Source organism: Stutzerimonas sp. 21-1 (assembly GCF_056336065.1).
The window spans coordinates 3,071,006-3,095,215 of record NZ_CM150500.1 but is presented as its reverse complement, the minus strand read 5'-3'; the positions used below and the strand labels follow the sequence as shown (position 1 = coordinate 3,095,215).

At 63.0% G+C, this 24,210-nt stretch carries 17 protein-coding genes, 1 tRNA gene and 2 rRNA genes; 15 read left to right on the top strand and 5 right to left on the bottom strand.

Features of this window, described 5'->3' with window-relative positions:
• The first annotated feature begins 132 nt into the window (after nucleotides 1–132).
• From AC0ZJQ_RS15025 to AC0ZJQ_RS15005, 5 genes are all read left to right on the top strand, one after another.
• Nucleotides 133–3,023: ribosomal RNA gene (locus tag AC0ZJQ_RS15025) — 23S ribosomal RNA — on the top strand.
• Nucleotides 3,024–3,153: 130 nt separating this feature from the next.
• Nucleotides 3,154–3,269: ribosomal RNA gene (rrf, locus tag AC0ZJQ_RS15020) — 5S ribosomal RNA — on the top strand.
• A gap of 286 nt (nucleotides 3,270–3,555) precedes the next feature.
• Entirely contained in the window at nucleotides 3,556–4,212 is a 657-nt protein-coding gene (locus tag AC0ZJQ_RS15015) for a paraquat-inducible protein A (RefSeq protein ID WP_476476871.1), read from the top strand.
• Entirely contained in the window at nucleotides 4,199–4,822 is a 624-nt protein-coding gene (locus AC0ZJQ_RS15010) for a paraquat-inducible protein A (protein ID WP_037019468.1), read from the top strand. Before AC0ZJQ_RS15015 ends, AC0ZJQ_RS15010 begins: the two co-directional genes overlap by 14 nt.
• Nucleotides 4,815–7,118 carry a PqiB family protein gene (locus tag AC0ZJQ_RS15005; protein ID WP_008567203.1) on the top strand — a complete coding sequence of 768 codons (2,304 nt, stop codon included), beginning with the start codon at nucleotides 4,815–4,817 and terminating at the stop codon, nucleotides 7,116–7,118. Before AC0ZJQ_RS15010 ends, AC0ZJQ_RS15005 begins: the two co-directional genes overlap by 8 nt.
• Nucleotides 7,119–7,170: 52 nt before the next feature.
• Here AC0ZJQ_RS15005 and mksF read toward each other — a convergent pair whose 3' ends face one another.
• From mksF to mksB, 3 genes are all read right to left on the bottom strand, one after another.
• Entirely contained in the window at nucleotides 7,171–10,005 is a 2,835-nt protein-coding gene (mksF, locus tag AC0ZJQ_RS15000; protein WP_167138090.1) for an Mks condensin complex protein MksF, read from the bottom strand.
• Nucleotides 10,002–10,691 carry an Mks condensin complex protein MksE gene (gene mksE, locus AC0ZJQ_RS14995; protein ID WP_017245619.1) on the bottom strand — a complete coding sequence of 230 codons (690 nt, stop codon included), beginning with the start codon at nucleotides 10,689–10,691 and terminating at the stop codon, nucleotides 10,002–10,004. Before mksE ends, mksF begins: the two co-directional genes overlap by 4 nt.
• 201 nt (nucleotides 10,692–10,892) lie before the next feature.
• Entirely contained in the window at nucleotides 10,893–12,182 is a 1,290-nt protein-coding gene (gene mksB, locus AC0ZJQ_RS14990) for an Mks condensin complex protein MksB (protein WP_476476870.1), read from the bottom strand.
• Nucleotides 12,183–12,409: 227 nt separating this feature from the next.
• On the opposite strand from mksB, the gene AC0ZJQ_RS14985 reads away from it, so the two are divergent.
• The 5 genes from AC0ZJQ_RS14985 to rimI all read left to right on the top strand — a co-directional run bounded on the left by AC0ZJQ_RS14985 (nucleotide 12,410) and on the right by rimI (nucleotide 17,965).
• Nucleotides 12,410–13,507, top strand: a complete 1,098-nt coding sequence (locus tag AC0ZJQ_RS14985; protein ID WP_476476869.1) for a carboxynorspermidine decarboxylase — start codon at nucleotides 12,410–12,412, stop codon at nucleotides 13,505–13,507.
• 29 nt (nucleotides 13,508–13,536) lie between these two features.
• Entirely contained in the window at nucleotides 13,537–14,781 is a 1,245-nt protein-coding gene (locus AC0ZJQ_RS14980) for a saccharopine dehydrogenase family protein (RefSeq protein ID WP_476476868.1), read from the top strand.
• 404 nt (nucleotides 14,782–15,185) lie between these two features.
• Nucleotides 15,186–16,730 (top strand): 2-isopropylmalate synthase, encoded by a 1,545-nt coding sequence (locus AC0ZJQ_RS14975; RefSeq protein WP_476476867.1) that lies wholly within the window; start codon nucleotides 15,186–15,188, stop codon nucleotides 16,728–16,730.
• Nucleotides 16,727–17,506, top strand: coding sequence for a flagellar biosynthesis protein FlhF (locus AC0ZJQ_RS14970; protein ID WP_476476866.1), 780 nt, complete (start codon nucleotides 16,727–16,729; stop codon nucleotides 17,504–17,506). Before AC0ZJQ_RS14975 ends, AC0ZJQ_RS14970 begins: the two co-directional genes overlap by 4 nt.
• A 6-nt stretch (nucleotides 17,507–17,512) precedes the next feature.
• The gene (gene rimI / locus AC0ZJQ_RS14965) at nucleotides 17,513–17,965 is read left to right on the top strand and encodes a ribosomal protein S18-alanine N-acetyltransferase (RefSeq protein WP_008567211.1); all 453 of its coding nucleotides are present in this window, start codon (nucleotides 17,513–17,515) and stop codon (nucleotides 17,963–17,965) included.
• A 9-nt stretch (nucleotides 17,966–17,974) separates the two neighbouring features.
• Here rimI and AC0ZJQ_RS14960 read toward each other — a convergent pair whose 3' ends face one another.
• On the bottom strand, nucleotides 17,975–18,517 hold the full coding sequence (locus tag AC0ZJQ_RS14960) for a hypothetical protein (RefSeq protein ID WP_476476865.1): 543 nt from the start codon (nucleotides 18,515–18,517) through the stop codon (nucleotides 17,975–17,977).
• Between the two features lie 128 nt (nucleotides 18,518–18,645).
• Here AC0ZJQ_RS14960 and otsB point away from each other — a divergent pair, with 128 nt between their 5' ends.
• The 5 genes from otsB to AC0ZJQ_RS14935 all read left to right on the top strand — a co-directional run bounded on the left by otsB (nucleotide 18,646) and on the right by AC0ZJQ_RS14935 (nucleotide 22,654).
• Entirely contained in the window at nucleotides 18,646–19,392 is a 747-nt protein-coding gene (gene otsB / locus AC0ZJQ_RS14955; RefSeq protein ID WP_476476864.1) for a trehalose-phosphatase, read from the top strand.
• Between the two features lie 40 nt (nucleotides 19,393–19,432).
• Nucleotides 19,433–20,812 carry an alpha,alpha-trehalose-phosphate synthase (UDP-forming) gene (otsA, locus tag AC0ZJQ_RS14950; protein ID WP_043297467.1) on the top strand — a complete coding sequence of 460 codons (1,380 nt, stop codon included), beginning with the start codon at nucleotides 19,433–19,435 and terminating at the stop codon, nucleotides 20,810–20,812.
• Nucleotides 20,813–20,912: 100 nt separating this feature from the next.
• Nucleotides 20,913–21,557 (top strand): carbonate dehydratase, encoded by a 645-nt coding sequence (can, locus tag AC0ZJQ_RS14945; RefSeq protein WP_008567215.1) that lies wholly within the window; start codon nucleotides 20,913–20,915, stop codon nucleotides 21,555–21,557.
• Between the two features lie 32 nt (nucleotides 21,558–21,589).
• Nucleotides 21,590–22,465 carry a DMT family transporter gene (locus AC0ZJQ_RS14940; RefSeq protein WP_476477783.1) on the top strand — a complete coding sequence of 292 codons (876 nt, stop codon included), beginning with the start codon at nucleotides 21,590–21,592 and terminating at the stop codon, nucleotides 22,463–22,465.
• A 112-nt stretch (nucleotides 22,466–22,577) separates the two neighbouring features.
• Nucleotides 22,578–22,654 (top strand) — tRNA-Met (locus tag AC0ZJQ_RS14935).
• Between the two features lie 182 nt (nucleotides 22,655–22,836).
• Here the strand turns inward: AC0ZJQ_RS14935 and AC0ZJQ_RS14930 are convergent.
• Nucleotides 22,837–24,099 carry an OprD family porin gene (locus tag AC0ZJQ_RS14930; protein WP_476476863.1) on the bottom strand — a complete coding sequence of 421 codons (1,263 nt, stop codon included), beginning with the start codon at nucleotides 24,097–24,099 and terminating at the stop codon, nucleotides 22,837–22,839.
• Nucleotides 24,100–24,210: the final 111 nt, after the last annotated feature.

Genomic DNA, 24,210 nt, shown 5'->3' with positions numbered 1-24,210 from the left:
ATAGAAGTGACTGTTCGATCATTTTCACTGATGATCGGATAGCTCAAGGTAAAATTTGCGAATTCAAGCGCGAATTTTCGGCGAATGTCGTCTTCACGTTATAGACAGTAACCAGATTGCTTGGGGTTATATGGTCAAGTGAAGAAGCGCATACGGTGGATGCCTTGGCAGTCAGAGGCGATGAAAGACGTGGTAGCCTGCGAAAAGCTTCGGGGAGTCGGCAAACAGACTGTGATCCGGAGATATCTGAATGGGGAAACCCACTGAGCACAAGCTCAGTATCTTGCACTGAATACATAGGTGTAAGAGGCGAACCAGGGGAACTGAAACATCTAAGTACCCTGAGGAAAAGAAATCAACCGAGATTCCCTTAGTAGTGGCGAGCGAACGGGGATTAGCCCTTAAGTTGATTTGAGATTAGCGGAACGCTCTGGAAAGTGCGGCCATAGTGGGTGATAGCCCTGTACGCGAAAATCTCTTTTCAATGAAATCGAGTAGGACGGAGCACGAGAAACTTTGTCTGAATATGGGGGGACCATCCTCCAAGGCTAAATACTACTGACTGACCGATAGTGAACCAGTACCGTGAGGGAAAGGCGAAAAGAACCCCGGAGAGGGGAGTGAAATAGAACCTGAAACCGTATGCGTACAAGCAGTGGGAGCCTACTTTGTTAGGTGACTGCGTACCTTTTGTATAATGGGTCAGCGACTTATATTCAGTGGCGAGCTTAACCGAATAGGGGAGGCGTAGCGAAAGCGAGTCTTAATAGGGCGTTTAGTCGCTGGGTATAGACCCGAAACCGGGCGATCTATCCATGGGCAGGTTGAAGGTTAGGTAACACTGACTGGAGGACCGAACCGACTACCGTTGAAAAGTTAGCGGATGACCTGTGGATCGGAGTGAAAGGCTAATCAAGCTCGGAGATAGCTGGTTCTCCTCGAAAGCTATTTAGGTAGCGCCTCGTGTATCACTGCTGGGGGTAGAGCACTGTTTCGGCTAGGGGGTCATCCCGACTTACCAAACCGATGCAAACTCCGAATACCGGCAAGTGTCAGCACGGGAGACACACGGCGGGTGCTAACGTCCGTCGTGAAAAGGGAAACAACCCAGACCGTCAGCTAAGGTCCCAAAGTCATGGTTAAGTGGGAAACGATGTGGGAAGGCTTAGACAGCTAGGAGGTTGGCTTAGAAGCAGCCATCCTTTAAAGAAAGCGTAATAGCTCACTAGTCGAGTCGGCCTGCGCGGAAGATGTAACGGGGCTCAAACCATGCACCGAAGCTACGGGTTCAACGTAAGTTGAGCGGTAGAGGAGCGTTCTGTAAGCCTGTGAAGGTGAGTTGAGAAGCTTGCTGGAGGTATCAGAAGTGCGAATGCTGACATGAGTAACGACAATGCGAGTGAAAAACTCGCACGCCGAAAGACCAAGGGTTCCTGCGCAACGTTAATCGACGCAGGGTGAGTCGGTCCCTAAGGCGAGGCTGAAGAGCGTAGTCGATGGGAAACGGGTTAATATTCCCGTACTTCTAGTTACTGCGATGGGGGGACGGAGAAGGCTAGGCCAGCAAGGCGTTGGTTGTCCTTGTTTAAGGTGGTAGGCAGAGATCTTAGGTAAATCCGGGGTCTTAATGCCGAGAGCTGATGACGAGCTTTCTTTTAGAAAGCGAAGTGGTTGATGCCATGCTTCCAGGAAAAGCCTCTAAGCTTCAGGTAACTAGGAACCGTACCCCAAACCGACACAGGTGGTTGGGTAGAGAATACCAAGGCGCTTGAGAGAACTCGGGTGAAGGAACTAGGCAAAATGGCACCGTAACTTCGGGAGAAGGTGCGCCGGTGAGGGTGAATGATTTACTCAGTAAGCCCATGCCGGTCGAAGATACCAGGCCGCTGCGACTGTTTATTAAAAACACAGCACTCTGCAAACACGAAAGTGGACGTATAGGGTGTGACGCCTGCCCGGTGCCGGAAGGTTAATTGATGGGGTTAGCGCAAGCGAAGCTCTTGATCGAAGCCCCGGTAAACGGCGGCCGTAACTATAACGGTCCTAAGGTAGCGAAATTCCTTGTCGGGTAAGTTCCGACCTGCACGAATGGCGTAACGATGGCGGCGCTGTCTCCACCCGAGACTCAGTGAAATTGAAATCGCTGTGAAGATGCAGTGTATCCGCGGCTAGACGGAAAGACCCCGTGAACCTTTACTATAGCTTTGCACTGGACTTTGAATTTGCTTGTGTAGGATAGGTGGGAGGCTTTGAAGCGTGGACGCCAGTTCGCGTGGAGCCAACCTTGAAATACCACCCTGGCAACTTTGAGGTTCTAACTCTGGTCCGTTATCCGGATCGAGGACAGTGTATGGTGGGTAGTTTGACTGGGGCGGTCTCCTCCTAAAGAGTAACGGAGGAGTACGAAGGTGCGCTCAGACCGGTCGGAAATCGGTCGTAGAGTATAAAGGCAAAAGCGCGCTTGACTGCGAGACAGACACGTCGAGCAGGTACGAAAGTAGGTCTTAGTGATCCGGTGGTTCTGTATGGAAGGGCCATCGCTCAACGGATAAAAGGTACTCCGGGGATAACAGGCTGATACCGCCCAAGAGTTCATATCGACGGCGGTGTTTGGCACCTCGATGTCGGCTCATCACATCCTGGGGCTGAAGCCGGTCCCAAGGGTATGGCTGTTCGCCATTTAAAGTGGTACGCGAGCTGGGTTTAGAACGTCGTGAGACAGTTCGGTCCCTATCTGCCGTGGACGTTTGAGATTTGAGAGGGGCTGCTCCTAGTACGAGAGGACCGGAGTGGACGAACCTCTGGTGTTCCGGTTGTCACGCCAGTGGCATTGCCGGGTAGCTATGTTCGGAAGAGATAACCGCTGAAAGCATCTAAGCGGGAAACTCGCCTCAAGATGAGATCTCACTGGAGCCTTGAGCTCCCTGAAGGGCCGTCGAAGACTACGACGTTGATAGGCTGGGTGTGTAAGCGTTGTGAGGCGTTGAGCTAACCAGTACTAATTGCCCGTGAGGCTTGACCATATAACACCCAAACAATTTGGCTGTTAGACGGTAAGTCGACAAACAAACCGAAAATTTGCAAGAATTCGCGTTACCAAGATCACATACCCAATTCGCTGCAGCGGCTAAAACCGAAGCAGCAACCGAATTGCTTGACGATCATAGAGCGTTGGAACCACCTGATCCCATCCCGAACTCAGTAGTGAAACGACGCATCGCCGATGGTAGTGTGGGGTCTCCCCATGTGAGAGTAGGTCATCGTCAAGCTTCTATCCCAAACCCCCGATCTGCTTATGCGGATCGGGGGTTTGTCTTTGCGCGCAAGAAATGTCGAGTGACCGAGCGCGAGGCCGGGCAGACTGATGGGGCGATCAGCCACCGAATCAACGTACAGGGCAGCTGTCAGCACTGCACGGGTGAGCCGTTTGCGAGCAGCTCAGGGATGTTGAAATGGCAGGCAGGACTTCGCTATGTGAAGCGGGGCGGCGGCGCCTCGTTGGCTAGCCGACCGATAGCATTGGATTAGAATGACTTCTTTATCTGGATAGCGTGCATGTCCGAACCAGCCGCGGCACCAGAGCTTGCCCAGCGTCCGCTTGAACAGTTGGTAGCTTGTCCTGAATGCGATTTATTGATGGCTCGGCCCACGCTTGCGCACGGGCAGGTTGCGGAGTGCGCGCGTTGTGGCTATGAGCTGCTCCGGCTGCGTCATCGCTTCGTCGGGCCGGGGCTGGCGTTAGTGTCGGCCGCTTTGCTGCTTTATTTCCCGGCTAATTTCCTGCCAATCATGCAGTTGAACCTGCTGGGGAGAGTCACTGATGACACGGTGTGGACCGGTGTGCTCAGCCTCTACCGTAGTGATATGCAAGGAATCGCCTTTGTTGTTCTTCTGTGCAGCATGGTTGTTCCGTTGCTGAAGTTGCTGTGTCAGTTCGTCGTGTTGCTCTGTATCGCCACTCGCCGCGCAAAGTCGTTAGGGATGCTGCTTTACCGGACCTATCATCATTTGCGCGAGTGGGGGATGCTGGAGGTTTATCTGCTCGGCATTCTGGTTTCGATCATCAAACTGAGGGAGATGGCTGAGCTCAGCCTTGGAATCGGCCTGGCGTGTTTTGCTGGGCTGTTGGTCGTCCAAGTATGGCTGGAGCTGGTGATGTCGCCGCAGCAGGTCTGGGAAGCGTTGGCGGAGCCTGTCGATGCGCGCCGCTGATGCTGGGTTGATGGTCTGTCATGAGTGCCATCAGCTCAATCGCCATCAGCCAGAGTACGTGCGGCAACACTGCACACGCTGTGGAGCGCGCGTGCACATGCGGCGGCCGAACAGCATTGTTCGCACCTGGGCACTGTTGCTCAGCGCGGCATTGCTCTACCTGCCGGCCAACTTGCTACCGATCATGACGGTCCGCACGCTCGGCAACGGCACGCCGGACACCATCATGTCCGGCGTGGTGACGTTGGCACGGCACGGCATGTACCCAATCGCCGCGGTAGTATTCGTTGCCAGTATCTTGGTGCCGACCTTCAAGTTGATCGGGATCGCCATGTTGCTGATCTCTGTACAACGACATCATGCCATGTCGCCGCGCCAGCGCCTGCTGGTGTTCCGTTTCATCGAGTGGATCGGACGCTGGTCGATGCTGGATATCTTCGTCATCGCGATCCTGGTTGCCATTGTCAACTTTGGCAGCCTGGCCAGTGTGGAAGCCGGTACGGGGGCGGTGGCATTCGCGAGTGTCGTGGTCCTGACGATGCTTGCCGCCATCACCTTCGACCCCCGTCTGATCTGGGATAACACCGAATCCGGAAACAAGCATGACTGATCTGCCACAAGCGAAAACCCGCCCAGCCTCGAACTGGTCGGCGATCTGGATATTGCCGCTGATCGCGCTGGCGATCGGTGCCTGGCTGGCCTGGCAGGCCTACAGCGAGCGCGGCGTGCATATTGAAGTCGTGTTCGACAGCGCAGAAGGAATTGAGATTGGCAAGACCTCGGTCCTCTATAAAGGTATGACCATCGGCGTAGTGCGCGACCTGCGCCTCGAGGACGACGAGCGGCGGCAGGTCGTTGTCGCCGACATCGAGATGAATCAGGACGTCGATGGCTATCTGCGCAGCGGCACGCGCTTCTGGCTGGTCAAGCCCAGCGTCACACTGGCCGGGATCACCGGCCTGGAGACGCTGGTGTCGGGCAACTACATCGGTATGAGCCCTGCCGATGGCGAGCCGACCAAGCGTTTCGTCGCGCTGGCTGAAGAACCGCCGATGTCCGACAGCCGCATCGGCCTGCATTTGATCCTCAAGGCAGAGCGTCTCGGCTCGCTCAACCGCGGCAGCCCGGTCTTCTACCGGCAGATTCAGGTCGGCCAGGTGAAGAACTACGTGCTCGCCGAGGATGACAGTACCGTGGAGGTGCAGCTTTACATCCAGCCGGAGTACGCGCATCTGGTGCGCAAGCACACGCGTTTCTGGAACGCCAGCGGTGTCACGGTGGATGCCGGCCTGACCGGTGTGAAGTTCCGTACCGAGTCCCTGGCCAGCATCGTCGCCGGCGGTATCGCCTTCGCCACGCCCGCACATCGCAAGGACAGCCCGGCGACCGATCCGAGCATTCCGTTCCGTCTCTACGAAGACTTCGACGCCGCCCAGGCGGGTATCAAGGCCGTGGTATCGCTGCTGGATTTCGACGGGCTCCAGGCCGGCCGCACCCCGGTCATGTACAACGGAATGCAAGTCGGTCTGTTGAAGAAGCTGGATATCGACGCTGATCTCAAGGGCGCCCAGGCCGAGTTGTCAATCGATCCGCTGTTCGAGGATTACCTGGTCGAGGGCACCGATTTCTGGGTGGTCAAACCGTCCATCTCGCTGGGCGGAATCACCGGCCTCGAGGCGCTGGTGAAAGGCAATTTCATCGCGGTGCGGCCTGGTGAAAAGAGCGCCGCGCCCAAACGAGAGTTTGCCGCCCGCGCCAAAGCGCCACCGCTGGACGTCCGTGCCCCAGGTCAGCACTTGGTACTCACCAGCGACACTCTCGGCTCACTGGATGTCGGCAGCCCCGTGCTGTACCGCCAGGTTCGGGTGGGCTCCGTACAGAGCTATCAATTTTCCCGTGACCAGCAGAAGGTCGTCATTGGCGTGCACATCGAGCAGCCGTACGCCGAACTGGTGAACAGCTCGAGCCGGTTCTGGAACGCCAGCGGCATCTCGCTGAGCGGCGGGCTGTCCGGTATCGAGGTGCGCAGTGAGTCGCTGCAAAGCCTGCTCGCCGGCGGTATCGCCTTCGAAACGCCCAATCCGCAAGCTGCGGGGACGAAGAAGGTGCCACGCTTCGTGCTGCACAAGGACCGGGACAGCGCGATCCAACGCGGGACCACGATCGAGATCAGCCTCGCGCGGGGCGACGGTCTGAGCGCCGGCACGCCGATTCGCTACAAAGGGCTGGCGGTGGGCGAGGTGGACAGCGTCTCGCTCAGCGACGACCTACAGGGCGTCGTGCTGCGTGCACGAATCACCGCGGCAGAGTCGCGTATCGCCCGCGCCGGCACGCAGTTCTGGGTGGTGCGACCGGAGCTCGGCATCCTGCGTACGGCGAACCTGGACACGCTGGTCAGCGGTCCCTACCTCGAAGTGGCGCCGGGCAAACCGGGCGCAGCCGCGCAAACGCGCTTCACCGGCCAGGAGCGAGAGCCGCAGAAGGCCGGCGAAGGGTTGAGCCTGATCCTCAGCGCGGCACGGCTGGGCTCGCTCAAGCCGGGCAATGCAGTGACCTATCGCGAGGTGAAAGTCGGTGAGGTTGCGGGTTACGAACTGGGGCCGAATGCCGACCGCGTTTTGATCCGCGTGGTAATCGAGCCGCGCTACGCGCCCCTGGTGCACAGCGGCAGCCGCTTCTGGGAAACCAGCGGCTTCGGCGTGGATTTCAGTCTGTTCAAGGGCGCCAGCCTGCGCACCGATTCGCTGGAGTCGCTGATCGAGGGCGGCGTCGCCTTCGCCACGCCGGAGGGCGAGCAGATGGGCAATCGCGCGCTTCCCGGGCAGACCTTCGCGCTGTTCAAGGAGCCGCAGGAGGAGTGGTTCGGCTGGGCGCCGAAGATCGCGCTGGAGCCCGTCGGCGAGTAGCAACGGTCAGATCGAACAAAGGGCCCTGCGGGGCCCTTTGTCGTTACGCCGGTCAGGCCGGTTCTTCGACCTGCCGAGCCGATACGCTGGCGGGGCTGGCGACCGGTTCGCGGCGGCTGATGTATTTCCAGTCCGCCTCGTCGATGTAGATGCCGGCCGGCCCGCTGCCGCCCTCAAGGTCGATGGCGACATGGGCCGAGACCTGCGGCTTCACCGATGCAAGGATCGGCACAAAGCCCAACTGAAGGCTGGTTTCGATCAGCGCCTGCTGGTTGCGCTCGTCGATGTCTGCCGCCTCGTCGAGGTAGTAGGGCAGGCGGATGCGCCCGGCCTGCTCGCGGTCCATGAGGTGCAGCAACAGGTACATGTTGGTCAGCGCCTTGATGGTCATGGTGGTGCCGTTGGACGCCGCACCGTCGATATCGGTATGAATCACCGGCTGGCCGCCAACCTTGGTGATCTCGAACGCCAGCTCGAACAGATCCTTCAGGCCCAGCTGGTTGTTGTTCGCCGCCACCAGCCGCGCCAGATACTCCTTGGCTTCCTCGTTCCTGGCATCCTGCTCGGCGGACTGGGACAGATCGAACACCGACAGCGTCTCGCCTTCCTCGTACTGTCCGGCGCTGTGGATGATCTGGTCGATGTGCTTGAGCGCATCCTTGTTCGGCGCCAGCACGATGCGGAAGCTCGCCAGGTTGGACACCTGACGCTTGTTGATCTCGCGGTTGAACAGCGCGAGCTGGTGTTCCAGGCTCTCGTAGTCGCTGCGGATGTTGCGCAGCGTTCGGGCGATGTCGGTGACCGCAGCACGGCGGGCCTTGGCCAGGGTCAGCGCCTCGTCCTGACGGTGGGCGTAGGCGTTGACCAAGAGCTGCAGGCGACGCTCGGGATCTTCCTCGCTGTCGAACTTGGCCACGCCTTTCAGGCGCACCTGGGCATACAGCGCCTCGATCTGACCGTCGACGCGCTGCAGCGCCTGCCAGCTGTCCTGGTAGTCGTTGAGCAGCGGCAGCAGGTTGTCCAGCGAGTCGTCCACCGGATCCATGAACGGCGTGCCGAACGGCAGATCTGCCGGTAGCAGCTGGCGACGTCGCAGGGCGTCTTCCAGCGTGCGCTCCTTGGCTTCCAGATCGGCCAGCTGACGGCCGACCAGCTGCAGCTTGGCCGATAGGTGCTGCACGCGCTCGGCGAAGGCGTCGCTGGTGCGCTTGAGTTCTTCCTGGGCGGCTTCGGCCTGGGCCAGCTGCTCCAGCTTCGCCGGCTCCTCGGCGGCCAGGGTCTGGCTGCGGCGGAAGTCTTCCAGCGCTTTCTGCGCATCCAGCACGGCCTGATACAGCGCCTCGGCCTGGGCCTTGCTCGCCGCGCGGTCGACGGCCACAGCATGCTGGGTCTTTAGCTGCTTGAGTTCGCGCTCCAGGCGATCCTTCTGGTCGCGCAGGGCGGCACGGTCGGCCAGGGCCTGCAGCGCCGGTGGCTCGATATGCGAGAGGTCGATGGACAGGCCCGGCACCGAGAAGGTGTCGCCCTTGAAACGATCCAGCACCGCTTCCACGGCCTTGACCCAGTCGTCGCCCTCGGCGCTGATGCCTTTTTCACCCAGCGGCAGGCTGAAAAGCTGGCCATTGAACAGGCGCATCAGGCGATCCACATCGGCCTGGGAGAACTCCTCGCGCAAACGCGAGTAGCTGTTGTTGTCGGCATGGTCGAGCTGTTGTCGGACCGACTTCAGGCGTTTTTCCAGATCACGCAGGCGCTCGTCGAGGTCCTCGCTGGAGAACTGACGGGACTGCGCCAGCGCACCGGCCAGCTCGTCGTGGGCGTCCTTGGCGGCGAGCAGCTGCTGCTCCAGCACATGGGCGTCCTCGATCAGGGCGAAGCGGTTCTTCAGCACCGCCAGCTCGCCCAGCCAGCGCTGGATTTCGCTGATCTCGCGTTCCAGGCGCATCAGCTCGCCAGTCGAACCGCGCTGTTCGTTCTGCAGGCCGTCCTGCTCACGGCGATAATGCTCGGCCTGGATCACCAGCTCTTCCTTGCGCGCATCGGCGTAGTCGTGCCAGGTGCCGAGCAAGTTGTCGAGTAGCGGCGACAGGCGATGCAGCTTGCCGCGCAGCAGCTCGCGCTGGGCGACACCGGCTGCCAGCGCCTCGACCAGCGGGCCGGCGGCGACCAGTGCCTGGTAGTCGTGCTCCATGCGGCGCACGTCGCGGAAGGCTTCTTCGGTGGCGGCGATATAGTCGACGCTGCCCGAGCGCAGGCTGTGCTCGAAGGCATCGAGGAACAGCTGCTTTAGTTTCGCTGCGGTGATCTCGCGCATATGCAGCAGGTTGATGAACAGCGCGCGGAAGGTCTTCAGGCTCTGCTCGCTGGTCGAGCGCAGCGGGATCAGCGTCATGTCCAGCGGGATCGAGGTATGCCCGCCGACCAGCAGTCGGCGCAGCTCATCCGGCTTGGCCTCGAAGGCCTTGATGCCGGCGCGTTCGAGGTTGGCGAACAGCTCGCGCTGGCGCAGGCAGGTGCCGTTCTGCTGGTAATGGTCGAGGTCCAGCGAGCCCTGGTAGACGAAGAACTGATGACCGAAGCCGCCGCCCGGACCGCGGCCGGCCACGCCGATCACATGCGGGCCGTGGGGCAGCATGACTTCGACAAGGATGTAGCTGGTGTCCGAGGCGAAGTAGAACTTGCGCGACTGCTCGAGGCTGTACTTGCCGAAGCTCATGTCCGACATGCGCGCCAGGATCGGGAACTGCAGCGCGTTGATCGACGCGGACTTGCCGAGGTTGTTGGCGCCGTAGACCGACAGCGGGTTTTCCAGCGGAAAGATGCCGAGGCTGTAGCCGGCGGTGTTCAGCAGGGCGAAGCGGCGGATGCCGTAGCGTTCCTGGCTCATGCTTCAAGCTCCTTTTCTTCGGCGATGGCGCGCGCCAAGGCTTCTTCTTCCGATTCTTCGGCTGCTTCCTCGATGAGGATGATGTCGTCCTCGCCCTCGTCCTCGGCGATCAGCTCCGGGGCGGGCAGCGGCAGGTCGCTGCTGTGCAGGCTGGCGGCCAGATCGCGGTCCTGCTGCACCGACAGGCAGACGTCGAGGAAACGGTGCATCGGCGGCAGGAAGCGGTAGACGCCGTTGCTGTCCTCGGCGAAGCCCAGCTGCGTCAGGCGGCGGATGACTTTCTCTTCCAGTTCTTCCTGGGTGGTGACTTCGGCCTGCAGGAACAGGTCGCGGTACTTGTCCAGCAACGCCGGCAGTTCATCGCGACCGAGGCTGCCACCGTCGAGCACCGCCAGCGGGTCGCGGCCCTGGTCGGCCAGGTGCTCGACGAGGATGAAGGTGAACAGCGCCAGGCGCTGGGCGGTCTTGTTCACCTGCGCGCCCATCTGCTCGGGGACGAAGTAGTAGAAGCCGCGCGGATCGCAGACCAGCTCGAAGCCGAGCGCCTTGAACAACGCGCGGTACTGGTCCTGCATGTTCGACAGCTGCGCGTAGGGTTCCGGCTCGCTGCGCGACAGGTGATAGCCCTTGAACAGCTCGCGGAAGATCGGCGCCAGCTGGGTCATTTCCTTGAGGTCGATGTTCATAAACGTGGCTCACAGGTATTCGTAGTGCGGATGGCCGCCCCGTGGAAAACGGCAACGCCTTTTCCACCGGAAAGTTCGGTGTCAGAGGTGGACAAGCAAAGCGTTGTCCACCCTACGATGGGTTTCGCGAGAGGGGCGGGCGTAGGTTGGAAAACTGCGAGGCATTTTCCACCGAGCGAGGCCAGTAGCCGGTTGAATGGGTTAGCCATTGGCATTGGCCACCAGGGCAAAGGAGCTGAGGCTGACGCGGTGTTCCCGGGTCAGGTATTCGCGACGCTCCAGGCGGTCGCGCTGGAAGCGACCGTCGCGCGACAGGCGCGAGAACCAGTAGAGCAGCTCGTCGGTGGCGCCGTCGGGTTCCTGTTCCAGCAGCCAGGCCATCAGGTCCGGCAGCGGCAGTGCCTGCTGGCAGCGCTCGACCATCTCGCGGGCGGTGCGCGGCGCGCGCGGCTGGTCGCCCTTGCGCTTGCCGCTGGCGCGGGGGAACTGCGCCGGCTTCGGCTCGAAGCGGGCCAGGGCATAGACGTAGGCCTCGACCTGGCTGGCGGTGCCGAGAAAGGTACTCTGCGGACGGGTGAACAGTGGCAGCGAGGCCTGTGGTACCGCGTCCAGCCCCTTCTTGCGGATCGCCGACAGCGCCAGCGCGGCGCCGCGGGTCACGGCATTGTGCCGACGCGCTTCCTCGCGCAGCGGCAGCAGCAGCTCGCGGGCCTTGCGCAGGGTCAGCTGGGCGGTGGTCTGCATTTCCAGGATGCGCGCGTGGGTGCGCAGCAGCAGGTCGTCGTCCACCAGCTGGCCGAGGCGCTGCTGCTCGCCGAGCAGCTTCATCAGCACCTGCTCGACGCGGTGCACGCCTTGCTCGAAAGCGCCATCGGCGGAGACCAGCTGGATCATCGGCTCGACGTACTCGTCCCAGGTCGCCAGCACCTCGGCATAGCGCTGGCGCAGCGGGATCTGCCGGTCGCTGGTCTTGGCCCGGTCGGCCACGGCGACCAGCGCCTGCTCGTCGTTGTCGAGCTTCTTCAGCACGTCGCGTACGCGCATGTCGAGCAGGCGCAGCTGGCGCGCCAGGTCGTTGCCGTCGCGAATCTCGAAGGCATCGAGGATATGCCCGGCCAGACGCTCCAGGTGACGCAGGTAGGCTTCGATCTCCAGGCACAGGCCGAGGCGGTGTTCGCGGCGCAGGTAGGCGAGGAAGTCGTGGATCTGCGCGTTCAGCTCGAAGCGGTTGGGGCTCTTGGCCACCGGCACCAGGATGTCCAGGCGGATCCACTGGTCGAGCAGGGCAGTGATATCGGTGGGCGTGCCTGCCGGCAGCTGCGCACCGAGCTGGTGACGCAGTTCGACCAGGCTCAGGGTGCCGGCGTCGCAACGCTCGCACAGCGGCTCGAGCAGGGTCCAGTGTTCGGCGAGGGCACGCAGTACGCGCTTGGGTTCGATCATCGAGGCGCTGGTTCCGGCCAGTGAAAAAAGGCGCTGATTGTACTGCATCGGCGCCCGCTGATTGGCCTACTGCTGACCGGCTGCTACCGGTACCGGGTGAGTCACCTGATCGTCATCCGCGGCGCGGTAGCCTGCCCGGCAAGGTCAGCCGACGCGTGGATGGTGACGAAATGTCTCAATGCTCTTTCGATCTGCACCAGTTGTCGGCAGAATTCGCCCTTTTGCCAAACGGGGAGCCGGCCGCTTCCTGCGGGCGACCTCATGGGCAGCGATAAATGATCAAGACGCCGTATTACCTCATCGACAAACAGAAGCTCTTGGGCAACCTGGAAAAGATCGCCTACGTGCGTGAGCAGTCCGGCGCCAAGGCGCTGCTGGCGCTCAAGTGCTTCGCTACCTGGTCGGTGTTCGACCTGATGCAGCAATACATGGACGGCACCACCTCGTCGTCGCTCTACGAGCTCAAGCTCGGCCGGCAGAAGTTCGCCGGCGAAACCCACGCCTACAGCGTGGCCTGGGCCGACGACGAGATCGAAGAGATGGTCGCCAACTGCGACAAGATCATCTTCAACTCCATCGGCCAGCTCGAGCGCTTCGCCGACGCGACCGAGGGCACCATCCGCGGCCTGCGCGTCAACCCGCAGGTGAGCAGCTCCGACTATCTGCTGGCCGACCCGGCGCGCCCGTTCAGCCGACTGGGTGAACACGATCCGGCGAAGATCGAGGCGGTGATCGGCAAGATCAGTGGCTTCATGTTCCACAACAACTGTGAGAACTCCAGCTTCGAGCTGTTCGACGAGATGCTGACCACCATCGAGGAGCGCTTCGGCCACCTGCTGGCGCAGGTCGAGTGGGTCAGCCTCGGCGGCGGCATCCATTTCACCGGCGAAGGCTATCCCGTCGATGCCTTCTGTACGCGGCTCAAAGCTTTCTCCGAGAAGCACGGCGTGCAGGTCTACCTGGAGCCCGGCGAAGCGGCGATCACCATGAGCGCCTCGCTGGAAGTGACGGTGCTCGACACTCTCTACAACGGCAAGCATCTCGCGGTGGTCGACAGCTCGATCGAGGCGCACATGCTCGACCTGCTGATCTACCGCCTCAACGCCAAGATGGCGCCCAACGACGGCGCGCACACCTACATGGTGTGCGGCAAATCCTGTCTGGCCGGCGACATCTTCGGCGAGTACCAATTCGATCGTCCGCTGGCCATCGGCGATCGGCTGTCGTTCATCGACGCGGCAGGCTACACCATGGTCAAGAAGAACTGGTTCAACGGCCTGAAAATGCCGTCCATCGTGGTAAAGCAGCTCGACGGCAGCGTCGAGGTGGTTCGTGAGTTCGACTTTAACGACTACCTGTCCAGCCTCTCCTGAGGCCGGCAGATTAAGGAGTGATCCCGGAATTGAAGAAAAACGTTCTTATCATTGGCGCAGGAGGTGTTGCCAAGGTGGTGGCCCACAAGTGCGCGCAGCACAACGACGAACTCGGTCGTATTGCTATCGCGTCGCGCAGCATCTCCAAATGTCAGGCCATCATCGACAGCGTGCAGGCCAAGGGCGGGCTGAAGCAGCCCGGCGAGATCAAGGCCTATGCGCTGGACGCCATGGACGTGGAAGCGACCAAGGCGCTGATTCGTGAAACGGAATCGCAGATCGTCATCAATGTCGGCTCTGCCTTCCTCAACATGTCCGTGCTGCGCGCCTGCATCGACACCGGCGCTGCGTATCTCGATACCGCGATCCATGAAGAGCCGGGCAAGATCTGCGAAACGCCGCCGTGGTATGGCAACTACGAGTGGAAGCACCTGGCCGAATGCCAGGAAAAGGGCATCACCGCCATCCTCGGTGCCGGCTTCGACCCGGGTGTGGTCAACGCCTACGCCGCCCTGGCGCAGCAGGAATACTTCGACAAGATCGAGTCGATCGACATCCTCGACGTCAACGCCGGCTCGCACGGCAAGTATTTCGCCACCAATTTCGACCCGGAAATCAATTTCCGCGAATTCACCGGGCAGGTATACAGCTGGCAGGACAGCCAGTGGACGACCAACCGCATGTTCGAGGTCAAGCGCACCGACGACCTGCCGGTCGTGGGCGAACAGAACCTCTACCTGACCGGTCATGACGAGGTGCACTCGCTCTCCAAGCACCTCGACGTGCCGAATATCCGTTTTTGGATGAGCTTCGGCGAGCATTACATCAACGTCTTCACCGTACTGAAGAACCTCGGCCTGCTCTCCGAGCAGCCGGTGCGCACCGCCGAAGGCCTGGAAGTGGTTCCGCTCAAGGTGGTCAAGGCCGTGCTGCCTGATCCTGCCTCGCTGGCGCCGGGCTACACCGGCAAGACCTGTATCGGCGATCTGGTCAAAGGCACGAAGGATGGTCAGCCGCGCGAGCTGTTCATCTACAACGTCGCCGACCATGAAGAAGCCTTCGCCGAGACGGACAGCCAGGGCATTTCCTACACCGCCGGCGTGCCGCCGGTCGCTGCAGCGCTGCTGATAGCCCGCGGCGAGTGGGATGCCAAGCGCATGGTCAACGTCGAAGAGCTGCCGGCCCAGCCGTTCCTCAAGCTGCTCGATGTGATGGGCCTGCCGACCCGGATCAAGGACGAGCACGGCGACCGTCCCTGGGATCAGCCGCTCTGATCGGCTGCGTGTCGGCCCTGCTGCGTTAAAAACAGGCTCGGACGGTGGCTTGCCACCGAACGGCCTTTAGGCCGGCCCGAAGGGCGAGCGGAGCGAGTCATGCTCATTTACAGCAGTAAACTCCGCTTCCTCGCCTGTTTTTGCCTTGCATGGCTCTAGCTCGCTCGATCAATACAAAGCCCGCCTAATGGCGGGCTTTGTGTTTTCTGGCGTAGGGTGGAAAACGCCGAAGGTTTTTCCACCGACGGGGTACGCTGGTGGAAAACGCTTCGCGGTTTTCCACCCTACGCGGCAACAACCCACGCCAAACGCAGCTCCGCCTTCCCGCCCCGTGCATTTCACGCGACAATCCGCCCACAACAGGCGCCCTGTCAGAGGCGCTCGGCAGCCGTGAGGACAGTCCAATGAGCAGCAACGATCGCGTCATCATCTTCGATACCACCCTGCGCGACGGCGAGCAGAGCCCCGGCGCCTCCATGACCGGTGAGGAAAAGCTGCGCATCGCCCGCGCGCTGGAGCGGCTGAAGGTGGACGTGATCGAGGCCGGCTTCGCCATCGCCAGCCCCGGCGACTTCGCCGCGGTGAAGCTGGTCGCCGACAACATCAAGGACAGCACCGTGTGCAGCCTGGCGCGCGCCGTCGATGCCGACATCGAGCGTGCCGCCGAAGCGCTGGCCGGCGCCAACTCCGGGCGCATCCACACCTTCATCGCCACCAGCCCGATCCACATGCAGTACAAGCTGCGCATGCAGCCGGACCAAGTGGTCGAGCAGGCGGTCAAGGCGGTGAAGAAGGCGCGCAGTCTGTGCGCCGACGTGGAATTTTCCTGCGAGGATGCCGGCCGCTCGGAGATCGACTTCCTCTGCCGCATCATCGAAGCCGCCATCGACGCCGGCGCGCGTACCATCAACATCCCGGACACCGTCGGCTATGCGATTCCACACCAGTACGCCGACACCATCCGCCAGCTGCTCGAGCGCATCCCCAATGCCGACAAGGCGGTGTTCTCCGTGCATTGCCACAACGACCTGGGCCTGGCCGTGGCCAACTCCCTGGCCGCGGTGGTCGCCGGTGCGCGGCAGGTTGAATGCACCATCAACGGCCTCGGCGAACGCGCCGGCAACGCCGCGCTGGAAGAGGTCGTCATGGCGATCAAGACCCGCCAGGACCTGCTCGGCGTGCACACCCGTATCGAGACCGAGCACATCCTCGCCGCCTCGCGCCTGGTCTCCGGCATCACTGGCTTCCCGGTGCAGCCGAACAAGGCCATCGTCGGCGCCAACGCCTTCGCCCACGAGTCGGGCATCCACCAGGACGGCGTGCTCAAGCACCGCGAGACCTACGAGATCATGTCCGCGCAGTCGGTCGGTTGGAACGCCAACAAGATGGTCATGGGCAAGCACTCCGGGCGCGCCGCGTTCCGTTCGCGCCTGGAAGAGCTGGGCATCGTGCTGGAAGGCGACGAGCTGAACGCCGCCTTCGGCCGCTTCAAGGAGCTGGCCGACAAGAAGCATGAAATCTTCGACGAAGACCTGCAGGCGCTGGTCTCCGACACCCTGGCCGACGAGGCGCCCGAGCACTACAAGCTGGCCAGCCTGGAGGTGACCAGCAAGACCGGCACCGTGCCTGAAGCCAAGCTGCTGGTCAGCGTGGAGGGCGCCGAACATAGCGCCCAGGCCCAAGGCTCCGGCCCGGTCGATGCCACCTTCAAGGCCATCGAGAGCATCGCCCAATCCGGCGCCACGTTGCAGCTGTATTCGGTCAACGCCATCACCCAGGGCACCGATTCCCAGGGCGAGGTGACCGTGCGGCTGGAGAAGGGCGGGCGCATCGTCAACGGCAACGGCGCCGATACCGACATCGTCGTCGCCTCGGCGAAGGCCTACCTCAACGCGCTCAACCTGATGCAGGTCGGCGCCAAGGCGCATCCGCAGGTGGAAGGGGTTTGATCACGGAAACCCGGCGTCGCGCCTACCTCGACGCCATGCAGGTAGCCGTCTGGCTGCCGCGTACCGAACTGCCCTTCGCCGCACCGTCGCGGCTGGAGCTGCTGCAGCCGCCGGTCGAGGCCGCGCCGCTGCAGCCGGACGCGGCAGTGCCGGTGGCCAGCGAGCGGGCTGTCGAACCGACGCCGGCCCGCCCGGAAAAGCCGCAGCTGCGCGTCGTCGTGCCCGAGCCGAAGCAGCCCGAAGCAGTCGCGGCCCCGCAGGCGCCCGAGGAACGGCCGAAGGCGGTCGAGCCGCCACCGCGTTTCGCCCTGCAGCTGCTGCGCGCCGGCAGCGTGCTGCTGCTGGTGGAGCTGCCGACCGGCGAGTCGTTCCAGAGTCGCGATCCGGGCTACATCCTCCTCAAGGACCTGCTGCGCGCCGCGCGCCTGCCGGACAGCCCGCAGCAGGTCGGCGATGGCGAGCCGATCCGCTGGCCGCTGCTGCACGGCGGTAGCCTCGACCAGGGTGCCGAGGCCGCGCGCGATTACGTGCAGGGCGTGCTGGCTGCAGAACTGGAAACGATGGGCTGCGACTGTATCTGGCTGGTCGGCCTGCCGGCGCTGCGCTTCGCTGGCGAAGTGGGAGCCGAGGCCTGCTGCCGCGAACTGGCCATCGACGGGCTCGGGCGCGCGCTAGCGATTCCCGGTCTGGAAACCTTGATGGAACAGCCGGCGACCAAGGCCGAGCTGTGGCAAGCCATGCGCCGCAGTCTGCCGCGTTGGCACAGGAGTTCGTGAGTAGCCATGAGTGATGCAGTCAGCTTCCGCCCGATGACCGCGGCGGATATCGATGCGGTGCTGAAGATCGAGTACGCCGCATTCAGCCACCCGTGGACGCGTGGCATCTTCACCGACGCCGTGAGTGCCTACGAATGCTGGGTGATGTTCGAGGGTGAGCAACAGGTCGGGCATGGCGTCATCAATGTGATCCTCGACGAGGCGCACCTGCTCAACATCACCGTCAAGCCGCAGAGCCAGGGCCGCGGCCTCGGCCTGCGGTTGCTGGAGCACTTGATGCAGCGTGCCCGCGAGCGCGGCGGCCGCGAGTGCTTTCTCGAGGTGCGCGCCAGCAATGCCTCGGCCTATCGGCTCTACGAGCGCTACGGTTTCAACGAAGTAGGCCGGCGCCGGGCCTATTACCCGTCGGCGGAAGGGCGTGAGGATGCCCTGGTGATGGCCTGCACCTTGCTCGACTGAGCCGCGCGATCACTGCCCGGGGCGCTTGTCCCGTCCCGAATCCAGCGGCGCGTCGCCCTCCAGCTCTTCGTCCGAAAGCACGCTGTCGTCTTCGTCCAGCAGCGCGTCGCCGTCGCTGACGCCGCTGTCCTCGTCACCGTCGGCCGGCCCGTCCCAGGGTTTGCCATCCAGCGGATGGCGCCGTGCCAGTTCTGCTTCGTCCAGCCCCGTGGCGCCACCGATCTGCTGGCCGGACACCACGCTCAGATCCTCGTCGGCCGGCCCGCCGTGACCGCGCTCGCTCGGCGAGCGGGCGCCATCCTCGGGTAGCAGGGTTTCCGGGGTGAGATCGTCCAGCGTGGTCTCGCCGTCGATCGTTTCCGCGCTGCTCAGCCCGGCTTCGGCCACGCGCTCCGGCGGAAATTCATCGCCCAGCTCGTCGGCGGGAACCTCGTCGCCGATGCGGCCCTTGCGCTCGTCCTTGCGTGCGCTGAAGTCGAGCTGCTCGATCGAGCCCATGCGATCTTCGGTGTCGTCGATTTCAGTCGGCGTGTACGGCTTGCGCTCGCTCATGGTCGTCTCCCGTAGGTGAATGGCGGGTCTTGCAAGGTGTGACCGGGCTGCGCGGTGAAGATTCACGACGGCAAAAGCCGTGAAAAAACAGGCGAACCAGCACCGCCGATCGGCAGTCCATACCCTCTATGGACGATCAACAACCTTCGGCGGCGCCTGCGCCGCAACGCTGTGCATTCTTCTTCGACGTGGACGGAACACTGGCCGAGATACAGCCGCGCCCGGAACGGGTGTTCGTGCCACCGCCGATCCTGGCGGCGTTGCAGCGGCTGCATGCCGCCGCGATTCCCGTCGCGGTGATATCCGGGCGGCCGCTGCAGCAGCTCGACAGGCTGCTCGCGCCCTTACGGTTGCCCGCTGCCGGCGTGCACGGCGCCGAGCGCCGCGCCGCCGATGGTGCGCCGCGCGACCTGGCGCTCGATCACGCCCAGCTGCAACGCATCGGAGCGGAGCTGGCGCAGGCCTGCGCCGCCCATCCCGGCCTGCTGCTGGAAAACAAGGGCATCGCCTTCGCCCTGCATTTTCGTCTCGCACCGCAGCTCGAACAGACCGCCGCCGAGCTGGCCCACGATTTCGCCCGCCGCTACGGCGAGCTGCTCAGCCTGCAGCCGGGCAAGTGCGTGTTCGAGCTGAAACCGCGCGGCGCGAGCAAGGGCGAGGTGATCCGCGCGTTCATGGCCGAGCCGCCATTTCACGGGCAGGTGCCGGTGTTCCTTGGCGACGATCTGACCGACGAGGCCGGTTTCGCCGTGGTCAACGCGCTCGGCGGCCATTCGATCAAGGTCGGCGAAGGGCCGACGCAGGCCCGCGAGCGTCTGGCTTCGGTCACCGCGGTGGGCGAGTGGCTGCAGCGACTGCTCGCCGCGCTGCCATGAGGGACGCATCCAATAACAATCAATCGAGAGCGAGAATCCGATGAGTCGACTAGTCGTGGTCTCCAACCGCGTAGCACCGATCAAGGCCGGCAAGGCCGCCGCCGGCGGGCTGGCAGTGGGGGTCTACGATGCCCTGCGCCAGTCGGGCGGCATCTGGTTCGGCTGGAACGGCGACATCAGCGCCGATCCGCCGATCAACAGCGAGCAGGTGGGCAACATCACCTACGTCACCCTCGGGCTGACCAAGCGTGACTACGATCAGTACTACCGTGGCTTTTCCAACGCGACCCTGTGGCCGATCTTCCATTACCGCATCGACCTGGCGCGCTACGACCGCGACGAGTACGAAGGCTATCGTCGGGTCAACCAGATGCTCGCGCAGAAGCTCAAGCCGCTGCTCAAGCCCGATGACATCATCTGGATCCACGATTACCACCTGATCCCCTTCGCCGAGGAATGCCGTCGCCTGGGCATCCGCAATCGCATCGGCTTCTTCCTGCACATTCCTTTTCCGCCGCCGGAAATCCTCACCGTCATCCCGCCGCACAACGAGCTGCTGAAGACGCTGTGCTACTACGACCTGATCGGCTTTCAGACCGAAACCGACCGGCTGGCATTTCAGGACTACATGACCCGTGAAGTGCGCGGCGTGATCGAAGCCGATGGCAGCCTGACCGCCTACGGGCAGAACTTTCGCAGCGGCGTCTACCCGATCGGCGTCGTGCCGGACGAGATCCAGCAGCTCGGCGAAACCTACAAGGGCCGCCGCCATCCCATGCGGCGGACCAGCGACACCGCGCGCAAGACCATCATCAGCGTCGATCGCCTCGACTATTCCAAGGGGCTGGTGGAACGCTTCAAGGCCTACGAGGCGTTCCTCGACCGCTTCCCGGAGCACCGGCGCAACGTCGAGTTCTTCCAGATCGCACCGACCTCGCGCTCGGACGTGCGCACCTACCAGAGCATCCGCCGCCAGCTGGAAAGCGAGGCCGGGCACATCAACGGGCGGCTGTCGGACCTGGACTGGACGCCGTTGCACTACCTCAACAAGAGCCACGAACGGCGCATTCTCATGGGCCTGTTCCGCTCGGCGAGCATCGGCTTCGTCACGCCGCTGCGCGATGGCATGAATCTGGTGGCCAAGGAATACGTCGCCGCGCAGAATCCCGAGGACCCGGGCGTGCTGGTGCTGTCGCGCTTCGCCGGTGCGGCGCGCGAGCTGACCTCGGCGCTGATCGTCAACCCGTACGACTGCATCGGCATGGCCGAGGCGCTGGATCGTGCACTGCGCATGCCGCTGGCCGAACGCCGTGATCGCTACGAGCACATGATGCGAGCGATCCGCGCGGCCGACCTGAGCGCCTGGCGTGACAATTTCCTGCGCGACCTGCGCTCGTTCGTCTCGCAGCCGCGCGAATAGCTCGCAGGAGGTATGCCGCAAGGGGCTGTGACGCCGCGCAGAACCGGTGTGTCATAGCGGCAGCGGTTCGCATTCGCGCGCCAGACTTCGAGGACAAGAAATGAACGATCTGGATCAGTTGTTCGAAAACAACGCCCGCTGGGCCGAAGCCATCAAGCAGGAAGACCCGACTTTCTTCGAGCAGCTGGCCAAGCAGCAGGCGCCGGAATACCTGTGGATCGGCTGCTCCGATGCGCGCGTGCCGGCCAACGAGATCGTCGGCATGCTGCCCGGCGACCTGTTCGTGCACCGCAACGTGGCCAACGTGGTGCTGCATACCGACCTCAACTGCCTGTCGGTGATCCAGTACGCGGTCGACGTGCTCAAGGTCAAACACATCCTGGTCACCGGCCACTATGGCTGCGGCGGCGTGCGGGCCTCCATGCGTGACGACCAGCTGGGCCTGATCGATGGCTGGCTGCGGACCATCCGCGACCTCTATTATGAGCACCGCGCGCACCTGGCGACCCTGCCCAGCGAAGAAGAGCGGGTCGACCGCCTGTGCGAGCTGAACGTGATCCAGCAAGTGGCCAACGTCAGCCATACCACCATCGTGCAGAACGCCTGGCACCGCGGGCAGCCGCTCTCGGTGCATGGCTGCATCTACGGCATCAAGGATGGCCTGTGGAAGAACCTCAACGTCACCGTCAGCGGCCTCGACCAGTTGCCGACCCAGTACCGCCTGCGCCCGCTCAACCCAGCGTAGCGTCCGGGCGCCACGGCCTGGCTTTCGCCGGGCTGCTGGTGGCCGTGGTCTGCTGGAGCGGCAACGCCTTGGTGGCCCGCGCCTTCCATGACGAGATCCCGCCGCTGGGCCTGTCGTTCTGGCGCTGGGTACTTGCCGCGACACTGCTGCTGCCCATCGTGGCGCGCTCGATCTGGCGCCATCGCGCCGTCCTGCGCGCCGCCGGCTGGCGCCTGCCGGTACTCGCCGCCTGTGGCATCGCCAGCTACAACTCGCTGCTGTACACAGCGGCGCAAAGCACCGAAGCGATCAACCTCACCCTGGTCAACACCTGCCTGCCGCTGGCGACCTTCATCGGCGCCGGCCTGCTGCTCGGCGAGTGGCCGCTGCGCCGCGCCTGGCTTGGCATGATCGTGGCCGCCGTCGGCTTGCTCTATCTGATCAGCCGCGGCAGCTGGCAGGTCCTGAGCAGCCTGTCATTCCAGCGTGGCGATCTGATCATGCTGGCCGCCGTTGCGGCCTGGGCGCTGTACACCCTGCTGCTGCGGCGCTGGGCCGCGCGCCTGCCGGTGCCGCCGCTGACGCTGCTCGGCGTGCTGATGGCGCTGGGCGTGCCGCTGATCCTGCCGTTCTACCTGCTTGAACTCAGCCGCGTCGGTGGCTTCCCGCCCACCGCCGGCAACCTCGCCGCGATTGGCTACACCGCGGTATTCGCCTCGCTGATCGCCTACCTCGCCTGGAACCACGGCGTAAGCGTGATCGGCGCGTCCAAAGCGGCCATGACCAGCTACCTGATGCCGGTAATCACCGCGCTGCTCGGCTGGTTGCTGCTGGACGAAGCCCTGCAGACATTCCACTGGATCGGCGGCGCGCTGATCTTCGGTGGCCTGCTGATGGCGACCCGCCCGTCGTTCCGCCAACACAGCTGAGCGAAAGCCTGGCCAGCCGCGCAACCGCTGGTCTAACCGCTTGAAAAGGATAAAAATTCACTGGCGGCAGGGTTGACAGCAAAAAAGCACCAGAGAATAATGCGCGCCACTCGGCTACATAGCTCAGTTGGTTAGAGCGCAGCATTCATAATGCTGATGTCCCAGGTTCAAGTCCCGGTGTAGCCACCATACAAATCAAGGGGTTAGCGAAAGCTAACCCCTTTTTGTTTTGGGCGTGATAAGTGACTGCCTGCCGGCACCGCTCGCCTTGGCCTGCTCGAGGTCGGCGAGAGGTGCGCATCGCGCGTCGATCCGGATTCAACGGACGCCGGGCGCGGGGCCCGGCGGGTTCAATGCAAGTCAGTCGTTGCTTACCAGAGCGGTACGCTGTAGCTGATGATCACGCGGTTCTCGTCCAGGTCGTTCTGGAAGTTGCTGCGGGTGGTGGCGTTGCGCAGTTTCAGGCCGAGGTTTTTCAGCGGGCCGCTCTGGAACACGTAGGCGATGTCGGTGTTGCGCTCCCAGGTCTTGCCTTCGCTGGCTCCCGCGCCGCGGTCGACGTTGTCGCCGGAGAGGTAGCGGGTCATGAGAGTCAGGCCGGGGATGCCGAGGGCTGCGAAGTCGTAGTCGTAGCGGACCTGCCAGGAGCGTTCGTCCTCGTTGCCGAAGTCGTTGATCTGCACCAGGTTGAGCAGTGAGTTGTCGCTGCCGGCGATGTAGGCGAAGCCGGTGTCGCCGGAGACGTGCTGGTAGCCGGCACCGAAGGCGTGGCCGCCTATGCGGTAGGTGAACATCGCGCCGAAGGTGTCGGTGTCGACGTTGCTGCCGCCGTCGTCGGTCTGGCGTACGTAGCGCAGGTCGGTCTTGAGGCTCTGGTTGTCACCGAGCGGCAGGACGTGAAGCAGGCCAAGGTTGTGTTCCTTGTAGATGCCGTCGAGCCCGCCGTAGTAGTAGGCGCTGCTCAGTTCCGGGGTCCAGGCGTAGCGGCCGCCAGCGAAGAGGAATTCGTCGCTGGTGGTCTGCCGGCCGAAGCGGATGTTGCGCAGGCCGCCGTTGAAAGCGGTCATTTCTTCATTGTCCGATGAGTTGCGCTGGTTGACCCGGTCGAGCCTGCCCACATCGAGCGTCAGGCCGTCTATTTCCTTGCTCTGCAGCCAGGCGCCGCGGAAGGTCTGTGGCAACAGGCGGCTGTCGTTGCGCATCAGGACCGGAATCAGCGGTTGCATGGTGCCGACATGCAGGGTGGTTTGCGACAGCCGGGCCTTGGCCGTGAGGCCCGCCGAGCCGTAGTCATCCTGAGCGCGGTTGGGCGCTTTGCGATCGCTCTGCAGGATGCCGGTGCCGACGCGGTCGGGGCTGGAGTCGAGCTTCACGCCGAGCAGGCCGATGGCGTCGAGGCCGAAGCCGATCGGGCCTTCGGTGTAGCCGGACTCCATTTTCAGCATGAATCCCTGGGCCCACTCCTCAGCCTTGGACTGCCCGTCGCCGGAGCGAGAGTCTCGGTTCATGTAGAAGTTGCGCAGGTCCACGCTGGCTTTGCTGTCTTCGATGAAGGCGGCGTTGGCGGGGCTTGCGGCGATCAGGACGGCGCTACCGCACAGCAGCGGGCAGACGACGGTTTGCTTGAGTCGCATGGGATTTCCTCTTGTTGTTGTTCTGCGCCGCGTTCGCGCGGCTGCCAGTCCTGAGCGAAAGCCGTGCCAGTCGGCCCGGTGTGTGCGCTGAGTCCGATGCTAGAGCGGTTG

What these genes read in the sequence shown, in the direction of transcription:
- AC0ZJQ_RS15005 (WP_008567203.1), top strand. Translation starts at nt 4,815, where the DNA reads ATGACTGATCTGCCACAAGCGAAAACCCGCCCAGCCTCGAACTGGTCG.
- otsB (WP_476476864.1), top strand. Translation starts at nt 18,646, where the DNA reads ATGGACGATCAACAACCTTCGGCGGCGCCTGCGCCGCAACGCTGTGCA.
- AC0ZJQ_RS15015 (WP_476476871.1), top strand. Translation starts at nt 3,556, where the DNA reads ATGTCCGAACCAGCCGCGGCACCAGAGCTTGCCCAGCGTCCGCTTGAA.
- mksE (WP_017245619.1), bottom strand. Translation starts at nt 10,691, where the DNA reads ATGAACATCGACCTCAAGGAAATGACCCAGCTGGCGCCGATCTTCCGC.
- rimI (WP_008567211.1), top strand. Translation starts at nt 17,513, where the DNA reads ATGAGTGATGCAGTCAGCTTCCGCCCGATGACCGCGGCGGATATCGAT.
- mksB (WP_476476870.1), bottom strand. Translation starts at nt 12,182, where the DNA reads ATGCAGTACAATCAGCGCCTTTTTTCACTGGCCGGAACCAGCGCCTCG.
- can (WP_008567215.1), top strand. Translation starts at nt 20,913, where the DNA reads ATGAACGATCTGGATCAGTTGTTCGAAAACAACGCCCGCTGGGCCGAA.
- AC0ZJQ_RS14985 (WP_476476869.1), top strand. Translation starts at nt 12,410, where the DNA reads ATGATCAAGACGCCGTATTACCTCATCGACAAACAGAAGCTCTTGGGC.
- otsA (WP_043297467.1), top strand. Translation starts at nt 19,433, where the DNA reads ATGAGTCGACTAGTCGTGGTCTCCAACCGCGTAGCACCGATCAAGGCC.
- mksF (WP_167138090.1), bottom strand. Translation starts at nt 10,005, where the DNA reads ATGAGCCAGGAACGCTACGGCATCCGCCGCTTCGCCCTGCTGAACACC.
- AC0ZJQ_RS15010 (WP_037019468.1), top strand. Translation starts at nt 4,199, where the DNA reads ATGCGCGCCGCTGATGCTGGGTTGATGGTCTGTCATGAGTGCCATCAG.
- AC0ZJQ_RS14975 (WP_476476867.1), top strand. Translation starts at nt 15,186, where the DNA reads ATGAGCAGCAACGATCGCGTCATCATCTTCGATACCACCCTGCGCGAC.
- AC0ZJQ_RS14930 (WP_476476863.1), bottom strand. Translation starts at nt 24,099, where the DNA reads ATGCGACTCAAGCAAACCGTCGTCTGCCCGCTGCTGTGCGGTAGCGCC.
- AC0ZJQ_RS14960 (WP_476476865.1), bottom strand. Translation starts at nt 18,517, where the DNA reads ATGAGCGAGCGCAAGCCGTACACGCCGACTGAAATCGACGACACCGAA.